This window comes from Halomonas sp. MMH1-48 (genome assembly GCF_022348105.1).
GTDB lineage: Bacteria > Pseudomonadota > Gammaproteobacteria > Pseudomonadales > Halomonadaceae > Vreelandella > Vreelandella piezotolerans.
In genome coordinates, this window is record NZ_JAKRFL010000011.1 from 63055 (window position 1) to 75757 (window position 12703).

Below are 12703 nucleotides of genomic sequence, written 5' to 3' on the forward strand. Positions count from 1 at the left end.
TGTTTTTGCATCTGTTTTACATCGTTATCGCTAACGGGGCGTGTCCAACCCCTGGCGTCGCTGTTATTTATGTAAAAATACTACATATTGCGCGCTTGAGAACAACAGTTAGCGATAAATGGTAAGAAAAATGGTTAATAAAACAGCGGGGTGGTGGACGTCTTGAACGACTGACTAAACAGCAAAAGGGCGAGGTTGCCTCGCCCTTAGTGTGCCGCTTTTAGCTGGCAACGGCTACTTGGGCAGCGCCACGTTTGATAAACGCGTAGCCCAGGCCGGTGATCAATGAGCCCACCACAATGGCGCCCAGGTAAAGCAGAGCGGGAGTAATGGCGTTAGGAATCAGCAGCACGAAGATACCGCCATGGGGGGCCATCAGCTTGGCCCCCACCAGCATGGAGAGCGCACCCGTGACCGCGCCCCCGGCGATACAGGCGGGAATCACGCGCAGCGGGTCTTTCGCCGCGAAGGGAATCGCGCCTTCACTGATAAAGCACAGGCCCAGCACGAACGAGGCTTTACCCGCTTCGCGCTCGGGGGCAGAGAACTTGTTGCGCGCCACGAAGCTGGCGATACCCATACCAATTGCGGGCACCATGCCAGCGGCCATGATCGCGGCCATTGGGCCGTAGGTTTCAGAGGCCAACAGGCCGACGCCAAAGGTGTAAGCCGCTTTGTTGACCGGGCCACCTAGGTCGAAGCACATCATGGCGCCGAGCAGAATGCCCAGCAGCACGGCATTGGTCGAGCCCATGGACTCCAGGAAGCTGGTGAGCGCGCTCAGCACGGCAGCCACCGGCTCGCCAATCACGTAGATCATCGTCAGGCCGGTGACCAAGCTGGCAATCAGCGGGATGATCAGAATCGGTTTGAGCGACTCGACGCTGGAGGGCAGCTTCACGTAGCGCGTGACGGCGAGTGCCACATAGCCCGCCAGGAAACCGGCCAGTATACCGCCGATAAATCCGGAGCCAATCTCGGCGGCCAACATGCCGCCAATCATGCCGGGGGCAATGCCGGGGCGGTCGGCAATCGAGTAGGCGATGTAGCCCGCTAGAACGGGAATCATCAGTGCGAAGGCCGTGCCGCCACCAATCTGCATTAGCGCGGCGGCCAGGGTGCCTTCCTCCTGGAAGGCCTCGATACCGAACACGAATGAGAGGGCGATGAGCAGGCCGCCCGCGACCACCATGGGCAGCATGAATGACACGCCAGTCAGCAGGTGCTTATAAATGCCTTTTTCTTTGATGCTTTTTTTGGCCGTGGCGCTGCCAGCAGTGCTGGTGCCGTCTTCCACGGCGGCGTCAGTGAGGGCGGCCTCCAGGGTCGGGCGCGGCTTTTTGAGCGCGTTGCCGGTCGACGTTCGGTAAATTCGCTTACCCGCAAAGCGCGAGGGGTCGACTTCGATATCGCAGGCCAGTACGACGACGTCGGCGGCGGCGATGTCGTCGTCGGTGAGTTGGTTCTGCGCGCCCACCGAGCCCTGGGTTTCGACGCGGATCTGGTGGCCCATGGCCTTGCCCGCTTCGGCGAGCGCTTCGGCGGCCATAAAGGTGTGCGCAACCCCGGTGGGGCAGGCGGTGACGGCAACGATGTTTTTACCCCCCGCACTGCTAGTCGGGGCAGCCGCTGTGGCTGCCGGGGCACTGTAGATCGGCGCTTCCCGCTTGGCCTGGCTCAAGAAAGCGCTGGGGTCGGGCAGGGCACTGGCAGTGGGGGCCTGGAACAGCCGCTTGCCCTCGAAGCGCTCTGGAGCGGGTACGTGGTCGGCGGCCACGACGATCAAGTCGGCGTTGGCGATCTGTTCAGCGCTGGCGGCTTGCAGCGGCGCAATTTCGCCGTGCATCTCCACATGAACGTTCCAGCCTAGCCGCGTGGCGGCTTGCTCTAGGCGCTTAGCGGCCAGGAAAGTGGTCGCCATGCCGCTGGGGCAGGCGGTAATCAGAATGAGGTTCATCGCGTGGCTCCCTCGGTGTGGGTGTCGTCAAGACGCCGTACCCGGGTCTGTTGTTGGAGTGAGTCAAAATCATAGGCGTGGGAAGTGCCCACACCGACGTGGCGTACCGCTTCGGCAGACAGCGCCGTCGCGAAGCGAAGCGTTTCTTCAGGTGAGTGCTGGCTTAGCAGCCCGTGGAGCATGCCGGCCACAAAGGTGTCACCCGCACAAACGGTGTTTGTGGCGGTGACAGTGGGCGGCGTGGATTGCCAAGTGCCGTGCTGGCTCACCCATAGAACGCCTTCGGCACCTGCTGAAATCAGCGCGTGTTCGATACCGCTGGCGTGCAGCCGTTCGGCGGCAGCTTGGCGCTGCTGGTCGGTATCGAGCGTGCTACCGGCCCAGTCGGCCAGCTCGGTTTCGTTGGGTTTGACGGCGGCAGGCTGCGCGGCAATCGCCGTGAACAGCGCCGGGCCGCTGGTGTCGACCCACAGCGGCACTGCGAAACCTTTTAGAAAGGTGAGCAGCTCGCTAAACGTGGGTTGATCGATACCGGGAGGCAGGCTGCCCGCCACCACCACGGCCTCGGGCGGCGCGCTACTCTCGAACAGTCCGTCGACCTCAGCGCGTAAAGCCTCCAGGTGGGCAGCTTCGATGGGCATGCCGGGGCCGTTGATATCGGTCACGCGGCCGCTCTGCTCGGCAAGTTTGGCGTTGATGCGCGTGCTGCCCGGCACCCGCACGAAGGCGTCGATGACGCCGTAACGGGGAAAGGCGAGGCTGAACGGAGCATCGTTCTCTTCGCCCAAAAAACCGCTCACGATCACCTCGTGACCTAAACTTGCCAACACCCGCGCGACGTTCACGCCTTTACCGGCCGCTTCTAGCTGCGCGCTGGTGGGGCGGTTGACGTGTCCTAGCGTCAGCGCCTCCAGATTGAAAGCGAGATCCAGCGCGGGGTTGAGCGTAATACAGGCGACTCGTGCCATTAGCGGGCCTCCAGGGCGTCGCGTACCTCGTCGCTGGTCGCCTTGCCGAGCGCGAGCTGCGCCTTGGCCTGGGCATCTGGCAAGTCGAATTCACGCAGGCGAGCTTTGACCAACGGGATTTGACGCGCGCTGACCGAGAGTTCATCGACACCCAGGCCCACCAGCACTGGTACGGCCATGGCGTCGGAAGCCAGCTCACCACACACGCCGACCCATTTGCCGTGGGCGTGGGCGGCGTCGACGGTCATCTGGATCAGCCGCAGCACCGCCGGGTGCAGGCCATCGGCTTGGGCAGAGAGCTCTGGATGGCCGCGGTCGATGGCCAGCGTGTACTGGGTCAAATCGTTGGTGCCGACCGAGAAGAAGTCGACTTCGGCGGCCAGCGTGGGGGCTAACAAGGCACTCGAGGGTACCTCGATCATCACGCCCAGCTGCACGTCGGTGGCGCGCTGCTGGGGGGCGATCTCGATGAGCAGGCGATCATAGATCGCTTTCGCGGCGCGGAATTCGGCCACGTCTTTGACCATCGGCAGCATGATGCGCAGCGGTTTGCCGACGGCGGCCATCAGCAGCGCGCGAATCTGGGTTTCCAGCACGTCCGGCTGGGTCAGCGCGAGGCGAATACCTCGCAGGCCGAGGAAGGGGTTGTCTTCCTGGGGCACTGGCCAATAAGGCAGCGGCTTGTCGCCGCCCACGTCCAGGGTGCGGGCGACGAGCGGGCGGCCGTCGAGGGCATCGGTCGCTTCGCGGTATTCGGCGATTTGCGTGGCGAGATCCGGCGCGCTGGAGTAGGCCATGAACAGGAACTCGGTGCGCAGCAGGCCGACCCCTTCCGCACCGCGCTCGACCGCATCGGCGGCGTGGGCGGTGTTGCCGAGGTTGGCAGCCACTTCCACCTTGTGGCCGTCGCGGGTTTGCGCTTGCTCGAAGCGCAGCTCCCAGGCGTCCGCTTCACGCTGCTGCTGGTCGAGCAGCTGCTGTTCGGCGCGGCGCAGGCGCTCCTCGGAAGGTTGCGACGTCACGCGGCCGCGCTCGCCATCCAGAATCATCATGCCGCCGTTATGCAGCGCCATCACCGCTTCACCGGCACCGACCACAGCAGGAATGCCCAGCGCACGGGCCAAAATAGCGCTGTGGGCGGTTGCACCGCCGCGCACGGTCAGCAGGCCGCGCACACGGGAGGTATCCAGGCGGGCCACGTCAGAGGGGCCGATATCGTCCATGACCAAGATATAGGGGTGGTCGGGTGGCTCGGGCAGGCTGACGTCGCACAAAACGCCCAGCACGCGGCGGCCGACATCGCGAAGGTCGGCGGCGCGTTCGGCCAGCAGTCGGTCGGCCAGCATCTCTTGAGCGTGGGCGGCGGTGTCGATGGCTTCCCACCAGCCCGCTTCCGCCGAGCGGCCTTCACGAATGGCGTCGATGGCCGCCTGGTGAAGTTCGGGGTCGTCGAGCATCTCTTCATGCATGGAGAGAATGTCCGCGACTTCGCCGCCGGGCGCTTTATGTACCAGCGCCTGAAGCTGGGTGGCGCCTTCTTTCAGGGCCGCTTCCAAGCGGGCGATCTCGTCGTCGGGCTGATTGGCGTGCTCAGGATAGTCGAACTGCATCGGACGAATGACGAACACCGGGGCAATCGCCAAACCGGGCGAGGCGGCAACGCCGGAATGGGGCGTATCGGCAGCGAGTGGTTCGACGGCGGGCTTACTGGTGCTAGCGGCTGGAGCCGAGTCGCGACCGCCATCGAAGGGCGTGACTTTCTCACCCAAGCCACTCTCGACGGCGGCGGCAATGGCGTCTAACGCGGCATTTGCCTGTTCGCCCTCGGCGGAGAAAATCAGCCACTGGCCGCGGCGCGCACCCAAACCAATCACTTTGGTCAAACTGGCGGCGGAGACGGTAGTGGCGCTGCCCTCTTCCAGGCGCACGTTGATGGGCATGGACTGGACACGAGCGATCTGTACCAGCTGTTTGGCCGGGCGAGCGTGCAGACCGTGGGGGTTCAGAACGCGCACCCGGCGGGTTTGGGTGCTGGCGGTTTCACCGGCCAGTGCCGCCAGTAGCTGGGCGCTGCTTTTGCCTAAGAAGCTGTCGCTTTCGCCGTTTTCCAGTACCGCCATCAACTGTTCGAGCAGCGGCCGGTGAGCGTCACCGCTGGCAGCCAGACAGAACAGCGCATGCACCGGGTGGCCGCCGTGTTCGAGCGTGCTATCGGCGGGGGTGGCGACGCCTAACGCGGGTTGGTTCACGCCTTGGGCGCTGCTCGAGAGCCACAGGCCTTTGCCCAGCCACTGGGGCTGGGCGCTCGCCACGGTACCGATAAAGCCATTATCCACGCAGCCGCTTTGACGCAGCCGCGCAGCCGCCGCCAGGGCCAGCTCATGCGGGTCACGGGCGGGGAAGTTGATACATAGCGTATCCGCATCCAGGCGGGGGGCTAGTGACGGCTTAGAGAGCAGGCGTGCAACATCGGCGGCGGAGCTGGCGCGAGCCAACTCGCTTGCCACGCCGTCGCGGTCGAGGACGTGGGTTAGCTGGCGCAAAATATCCAGGTGTTCGTCGTTTTGTGCCGCTATCGTGACCAGTACGTGAACGGTGTTGCCGTCATGCCACTGAACCCCCTCAGGGAACTGCAGCACCCGCACGCCGGTACGCTTGACGTGTTGGCGGCTTTCCGGGGTGCCGTGGGGAATCGCAATGGCATTGCCTAAGTACGTCGAGGACTGCGCTTCGCGGGCGTGGAGGCCATCGCGGTACTCGGCCGCCACCAGGCCAGCCTCTGCCAGAGCGTTGGCGGCGCTGTCGAGCGCAGCTTGCCAGTTGTCCGCATGGCGGTCGAGCAAGATGTCATCGGGGCCGAGTGTCAACATAGGGGTCTCCTGTAAACGCGGTCAGGCAACGGCAACGTCTGCGATTGGCGGTGAAAGTGCGCGCATAAAACGTTAGTCGTAGATCGTTGTGGTTAACTGGATGAATCGTGTCACCTGTGTATAGTGGCTATGCTGAATCGATTCACTTTTCGACACAAGGGTTGTCTTTTAAGACTTTGGTCTGAAGAGGGTAAAACGGCTGCTAAACTGTCGTCTTCATCTAGGGAGAAACCAGCATGACACTTGCCGATATTGCCCGGCTTGCCGGGGTTTCGCGCACCACGGCAAGCTATGTAATCAACGGCCAGGCCGAACAGCGGCGTATTAGCCCGGCCACCATCGATAAAGTGATGGCTGTGGTGCGTCAGCACCGCTATCACATCGATCCTCAAGCTGCCGCGCTGCGCCGTGGCGCGAGCCGTTTGATTGGTTTGATCGTGCCGGATTTAGAGAACATCAGCTATGCGCGCCTTGCCAAGCGCCTGGAGCGCGGTGCCCGCGAACGCGGCTACCAGCTGCTGGTGGTGAGTTCCGATGACTGCGCGGATAGTGAGCGCGCGCTGGCCTTGGCGCTGCGCGCCCAGCGCTGTGAGGTGCTGATTACCGCCAGCTGTCTGCCAGAGAGCGACACTTTTTATACGGATTTGGCCGACGAAGGCTGGAGCGTCGTTGGGATGGACCGTGGCCTGACACCCGAGCGTTTTGCCAGCGTAGTGAGCAATGACCAAGAGGCGGCTTACGCGCTGACGCGCTCGGTGATGGAGGGCTCAACGCGTCGCATTGCCTGGTTGGATGCCATGCCCGAACTCTCGGTGAGCCGTGAGCGCCGTGCGGGTTTCTTTGCCGCCTTGGAAGACCAGGGGGTTGAGGCGACCACCTTCAGCGGCGAGCGTTACGAGCGGGATGTGGGCGTGGCGCTGGCGCAGCAAGCGTTTGCGGCGGGCGAGGTGGATGCGCTGGTCACCGCCTCTTACGCACTCATGGAGGGCGTCTTCGATGAGCTGCTGGCTCGAGGTGGGATGCCGAGGACACTTCGGTTAGCCACCTTCGGCGATCATCGCCTGCTGGATTTTCTACCCCAGCCGGTCAATTCGGCACTGCAAGATTACGACCGCATCGCCGAGCTGACGCTTCAGTGCGCGCTCGGCGCGATGAACGGAAGTTACCAATGCGGTCAGCAGGTGGTGGCACGCCACCTGCGTACTCGCTAAGCAAGAGGTGCGCGCGGCTATACCGTGCGTGCCTATTATACCGTGCGGGCTTTTGCCCAGGCATTCGCGTCGGGAATCGACATATCGTAGCGCTCGCTCAGGTAGGGCGAGGAGAGTAGAAAGTCAGCACTCGCCGCATTACAGGCCACCGGCACGTTCCACAGCGCCGCCAAACGCAGCAGCGCTTTCACATCCGGGTCGTGAGGCTGCGGTGCAAAGGGGTCCCAGAAGAAGATCAATACGTCGAGCTGCTGCTCGGCGATACGCGCGCCGATCTGCTGGTCGCCGCCCAGCGGCCCGCTCATCAAGCCTTCTACCTCTAGCCCCAGGGCGGTCTTCAGTCGCCCGGCGGTAGTGCCCGTGCCAATCAGCGTGTGCTGGCTCAGCGTCTCCTGCCAGCGCGTCGCCCACTCCAACATCTCGGTTTTTTTGCCATCGTGGGCTATCAACGCAATACGCTTGCGCGGTTGCAGCGTGCGCACCGCTTGGCGGGGTGGGCGGGCATCGTTCATGGCATGGCTCTCCTGGTCATTCGCTTGTTATTCATCGTCCGTCGAGACGGTTATTCATTCGGCGTCGACGGCCAGTACTTTCATGGTGTTGGTGCCGCCATGGGCGTTCATGTGGTCGCCGCGAGTAAGAATGACATGCTCGCCTGGGCGTGCCAATCCATGGGCTTTCAGCAGCTTGATGGCTTCCTGGTTCACTTCGGTCGCCTCCATGTGCGTGGTATCGAATGGAAGCGAGACCACGCCGCGGTAGAGCGCCATGCGCCGCTGGGCGATGGGGCTATGGGCCAAGCCTACGATTGGCAGGCCCGACCGAATGCGCGAGGCAATCAGCGGCGTGTAGCCGGTGGAGGTCATGCAGGCAATGGCGCGTACGCCGGTCAGATGGTTGGCGGCGTACATGGCGGAGAGCGCAATGGTTTCATCGATCCGCTCGAAGCCTTCATGGATGCGGTGGCCGGAGGCTTGAGCAATGCGCTCGCGCTCGGCACCCAGGCAGACGCGGTCCATGGCTTCGATGGTTTCCACCGGATAGTCGCCCGCTGCGGTTTCCGCCGAGAGCATGACGGCATCGGTGGCGTCGAGCACGGCGTTGGCTACGTCGAAGACTTCCGCACGGGTGGGGAGCGGCGATTCGATCATCGACTCCATCATTTGGGTGGCGGTGATCACCGCGCGATTCAGCGAACGGGCATGCTTGATAATGCGCTTTTGCGTGCCGATCAGCGCCTCATCGCCTATCTCTACGCCCAGGTCGCCGCGAGCGACCATCACCGCTTCCGATGCTTCGATGATGGCGTCCAAGGTGTCGTCGTTGGCGACGGCCTCGGCACGCTCCAATTTCGCCACCAGCCCGATCTCTTTGCCCTCGTCACCCAGTAGAGCACGCGCTTCCTGCATGTCGGCGGCGCTGCGTGGGAACGAAACGGCGAGGTAATCCACGCCAATCTCGATGGCGGTTTTCAGGTCTTCTTTATCCTTATCGGTCAGCGCTGGGGCGGAAAGGCCGCCGCTTTGCTTATTGATGCCTTTATTGTTGGACAGCTTGCCGCCCACGTGAACTCGGGTGTGAACTTCTTGCCCAACGATAGACGTGACGTCCAGCACGACGCGACCATCGTCCAGCAGCAGACGGTCGCCGGGGGTGACGTCATCGATGAGCGCTTTGTAGTCGCAGCCGACGCGCTCGCTGCTGCCGCCATTGGCATCTAGTGCCATGTCCAGCACGAACGGTTGACCGACCTCTAGATGAACGGCGCCTTCGGCAAAGCGCGAAATGCGAATTTTAGGGCCCTGCAAGTCGCCGAGGGCGGCGACACTGCGGCCCAGGCGCTGGGCGATCTCGCGGACAGCGTTGAGGCGTTTGCGATGATCATCGGCAGACCCATGGGAGAAGTTGAGGCGCACCACGTCAACGCCTGCTTTTAGCATGGCTTCCAATACCCCAGGGCGGTCGCTGGCTGGGCCAAGCGTGGCGACGATTTTGGTACGGCGTAGGGGAGTCGAGGACGTTGCGCGTGTCATAGGGGCTCCTGGGGGCAGCGTTGCTGAACGTGGCCCGATAAAGGGCGGGTGAATCGTTGATTAAGTATTGGACTACGATAGCCTTTATATAGTAATTTTACTACATATTGGATAGTTATTAGCCTTTAGGGGCGGTTATGGCAGGTTTTAATCGGCCTACAGGTGATTAAATACGTATTTTTAGTAATTTTTTTACTGGATACGCCATCTACGACCACTGCTTGATTGAGGTGCTACCATGACAATAAGAGTTGCCATTAACGGATTTGGACGGATTGGCCGCAACGTACTGCGTGCACTGTATGAAAACGGCTACCGTGATCGCGTTCAGGTCGTTGCGATCAATGATCTGGGTGACCCTTCGCTTAATTCCCATCTACTGCGTCATGATACGGTTCACGGCCACTTCCCCTTCAGTGTCGAGCATGACGCCGAAAGCATCAGCGTAGATGGTGATCGTATTACGATCTCCTCCGAGCGTGATCCGGCCAACCTACCCTGGGCGTCCATGGATATCGATCTCGTCATGGAGTGTACTGGTCTGTTCACCAAGCGCGAGGCGGCTGCCAAGCATATTGCTGCGGGCGCCAAGCGTGTGCTGATCTCAGCTCCCAGCCCGGACGCGGATGCCACCATCGTTTACGGTGTGAATGACGACATCCTCACCGCTGAGCACACCGTGGTGTCCAACGCGTCGTGCACGACGAACTGCCTAGCACCGGTTGCCAAAGCGCTGAACGACGCTGTTGGTATCGAAAACGGCCTGATGACCACGGTTCATGCCTACACCAACGACCAAAACCTGTCGGATGTGTACCACTCCGACCCCTACCGTGCCCGTAGCGCTACCCACTCCATGATTCCGACCAAGACCGGCGCTGCCGCTGCAGTAGGTCTGGTATTACCGGAGCTGGCGGGCAAGTTCGACGGTTTGGCGGTGCGCGTACCGGTGATCAACGTCTCTCTGGTGGATCTGACTTTCACGGCAGGACGTGATACGACCAAAGAGGAGATCAACGAGATCGTCGAGAAAGCCGCCGCGAACTCCCCTGTCCTGGCGGTTAACGCCCAGCCGCTGGTCTCCATCGATTTCAACCACGATGCGCACTCGTCTACCTTTGACGCGAATCACACCCGCGTTAATGGCCGGTTGGTGAAAATCATGGCGTGGTACGACAACGAGTGGGGCTTCTCCAACCGCATGTTGGATACCGCCATCGCCATGCAGAAAACTGCGCAGTAATCCCGCCGTTTAGGGGCTGTCCGCTAAGGACAGGTATCGCCCAACAGCAGCTCGGTCTGGAGCAGCTGTTGGGTCTTGGGTATTCGCCCCAGAATCATTTTGGCCGCGACACGTCCTTTGCCCGCGCTGTCCTGGCGCACGGTCGTCAATCGAGGGGCACGATATTGCCCTTCGGCAATGCCATCGAACCCCGTGATGCGTAACGCCTTCGGCACCTGGATGCCTCGCTGTTCCGCCAGCGTCAGCGCGGTCAGAGCAATCCGATCCGACATGCACAGCAGCAGATCGGGACGCTGCTCTGCTGGCTGATCGAGGATCTCGGTGATCACCGGCGAGCACACATCGAACACGTTCTCCTCGATGTTCCATAGCGGAATGGTATCGGTATCGAACCCGTGTTCACTGAGCGCGGCGTGAAACCCGGCGAGGCGTGCTCGGCTGATCGTGCTGCTGTCGGGAAGCAACGTATGCGCCTTCGTTACTCGGCCATTACAGGGCTCTCTGGTCAGCCGCAGGTTGATGATGGCAGGCCGGGTAGGACGCTGTTTAAGGGCATGCATGGCCATGGCGTAGCTAGCGTCACGGTCATCGATATGCACCGTGGGGCAGCCGTCGATATCGAAGTCGACCGAGACCAGCGGACGCTGCGACGGCAGTTCGTTCAACAGTTTATTGTTGGGCATCAGGCCGTAGACGATGAAGCCATCGGCAATGTTGGCCGAGCCGGGCGGTTGTGATGCGTGCCCCCGGCCTGGAAGCAGCAGCAGGGTATGGCCATGGGCATCCAGGACTTCCGCTACACCGGAAAGAAACTCACTGGCGACGGCATCGTTCAAGCTGTAAGTCAGGCTTTCGGCCAGAATCACCGCCACGATGCTGGAGCGGCCGGTGCGCAGGCTGCGCGCTTTGGCATCGGGGCCGTTATACCCCAGGCGTTTGGCTTCTTTGAGAATGCGATCGCGCAGCAGCGGAGAGAGCTGGTCGGGGCGATTGAAGGCGTTGGAAATCGTCGCAGTAGAAACGCCGAGTTCGAGCGCAAGGTCCTTTAAGGTCATTCGGCGAGGGGTGGTCACGGAGCTTCCTAAACTGGTGAAGAGTATGGGCGGAGAGAGTGCGTGCCGGACGCCTTTACAGCGCAGGCTAATTATTGAATTGTCGCGCACAAGAATAACGGCCTTGACGGTCTGACGACTACCCTCTTTGCAAGGTGCCTCATCCAGCCAAGGCCGTTATGGGTCTTTCTATCCGTGTTTAAGCGGCCGAGCGCGCCTTGGCTAGTGTCAACGCGGCGCCGCTCTCATCGAACAGGTGGACGTGTTCGGTATCCGGTACCAGCGACACCTGCTGGCCCTCTTGCCACTGGCTGGGCGCTTCGCTGCGATGGATGAGCAGCGTCGAGCCCGCTTTCGGCTCCAGATAGACGTAGACCTCGTTGCCCAGGTACTCGACGTTGACGATATCGAAGCAGTTATCGCCTTGAGGCGCTTCCAAGCGAAGGTGCTCGGGCCGCACGCCAAGCGTGAGCGAGGTGCCCTGTGAGTAAGCGTCGCCCGCTTGGGGCAGTGAGACCTCGCCGATGCCCGCTGCTTTGACGCGGCAGCCTTCGGCGGCGCCGCTGATCAGCTCGGCGGGCATAAAATTCATGGTAGGCGAGCCAATGAAGCCCGCGACGAATTGGGTGGCCGGACGCTGGTACAGCTCGTGGGGACTGCCCACTTGCTCCACATGGCCCCGGTTGAGCACTACGATCTTATCCGCCAGGGTCATGGCTTCGACCTGATCGTGGGTCACGTAGATCATGGTAGAGCCAAGACGGTTGTGCAGGCGGGCGATTTCGTTACGCATCTGCACCCGCAGCGAGGCATCCAGGTTGGAGAGCGGCTCGTCGAACAGCAGAATGCGCGGCTCCCGCGCCATGGCACGTCCCATCGCCACGCGCTGGCGCTGGCCGCCAGAGAGGGCTTTGGGTTTGCGGTGCAGCAGCTCTTCCAGCTGCAGGATTTTGGCCGTGCTCATTACCCGCTCGTGAACGGTCTCTTTAGCAGTGTTGGCCAGCTTTAGGCCAAAGGCCATGTTGTCGTAGACGGTCATGTGCGGGTAGAGCGCGTAGGACTGAAACACCATGCCGACGCCGCGCTCGCGGGGGGGTAGGTCGTTCACCACGGTGCCGCCAATGTTCAGGTCGCCATCGGTGATCGATTCGAGCCCTGCAATCAGGCGCAGTAGGGTGGATTTACCGCAGCCGGAGGGACCCACGAACACGACGAACTCGCCGTCGCCAATGGAAAGATCGACGTCTTTGATGATGTGGTCGCGGCCAAATACCTTGTTGACCTTTTCAAGCGTAACACTTGCCATGGTAACTCCTTGCCGACCTCGACCTGAGCGGGTCGGCTATCGTTATTAACTGTTATGGGCGGC

The 12703-nt window shown here is 61.8% G+C and carries 9 protein-coding genes; 2 read left to right on the plus strand and 7 right to left on the minus strand.

Annotated elements, in window-relative coordinates; genetic code table 11:
- Window positions 1-220: 220 nt before the first annotated feature.
- Genes MHM37_RS11340 through ptsP form a run of 3 tightly spaced genes read right to left on the minus strand, consistent with a single transcriptional unit; the run spans window position 221 to window position 5795 of the window.
- Window positions 221-1957 (minus strand): PTS fructose-like transporter subunit IIB, encoded by a 1737-nt coding sequence (locus tag MHM37_RS11340; RefSeq protein WP_239296712.1) that lies wholly within the window; start codon window positions 1955-1957, stop codon window positions 221-223.
- Window positions 1954-2925: a 1-phosphofructokinase gene (gene pfkB, locus MHM37_RS11345; RefSeq protein ID WP_239296713.1), complete on the minus strand. Its 972-nt coding sequence runs from the start codon at window positions 2923-2925 to the stop codon at window positions 1954-1956. Before pfkB ends, MHM37_RS11340 begins: the two co-directional genes overlap by 4 nt.
- On the minus strand, window positions 2925-5795 hold the full coding sequence (gene ptsP, locus MHM37_RS11350; protein ID WP_239296715.1) for a phosphoenolpyruvate--protein phosphotransferase: 2871 nt from the start codon (window positions 5793-5795) through the stop codon (window positions 2925-2927). The genes pfkB and ptsP overlap by 1 nt, the downstream gene beginning before the upstream one ends.
- A gap of 236 nt (window positions 5796-6031) precedes the next feature.
- Between ptsP and cra the strand changes: the two genes are divergently transcribed.
- Window positions 6032-7006 carry a catabolite repressor/activator gene (gene cra / locus MHM37_RS11355; protein ID WP_239286046.1) on the plus strand — a complete coding sequence of 325 codons (975 nt, stop codon included), beginning with the start codon at window positions 6032-6034 and terminating at the stop codon, window positions 7004-7006.
- Window positions 7007-7041: 35 nt separating this feature from the next.
- On the opposite strand, the gene MHM37_RS11360 is transcribed toward cra, so the two are convergent.
- Together MHM37_RS11360 and pyk are read right to left on the minus strand one after the other, a co-directional pair.
- Complete coding sequence (locus tag MHM37_RS11360; RefSeq protein WP_239286044.1) at window positions 7042-7518, minus strand: methylglyoxal synthase; 477 nt, start codon at window positions 7516-7518, stop codon at window positions 7042-7044.
- 54 nt (window positions 7519-7572) lie between these two features.
- Entirely contained in the window at window positions 7573-9039 is a 1467-nt protein-coding gene (gene pyk, locus MHM37_RS11365; protein ID WP_139528477.1) for a pyruvate kinase, read from the minus strand.
- 238 nt (window positions 9040-9277) lie between these two features.
- Here pyk and gap point away from each other — a divergent pair, with 238 nt between their 5' ends.
- Window positions 9278-10282, plus strand: coding sequence for a type I glyceraldehyde-3-phosphate dehydrogenase (gap, locus tag MHM37_RS11370; protein WP_139528478.1), 1005 nt, complete (start codon window positions 9278-9280; stop codon window positions 10280-10282).
- A 23-nt stretch (window positions 10283-10305) separates the two neighbouring features.
- On the opposite strand, the gene MHM37_RS11375 is transcribed toward gap, so the two are convergent.
- On the minus strand, window positions 10306-11355 hold the full coding sequence (locus MHM37_RS11375) for a LacI family DNA-binding transcriptional regulator (RefSeq protein WP_231125665.1): 1050 nt from the start codon (window positions 11353-11355) through the stop codon (window positions 10306-10308).
- 178 nt (window positions 11356-11533) lie between these two features.
- A complete protein-coding gene (ugpC, locus tag MHM37_RS11380) occupies window positions 11534-12640 on the minus strand; it encodes a sn-glycerol-3-phosphate ABC transporter ATP-binding protein UgpC (RefSeq protein WP_139528479.1) in 1107 nt (368 codons plus the stop codon).
- Window positions 12641-12703 lie beyond the last annotated feature (63 nt).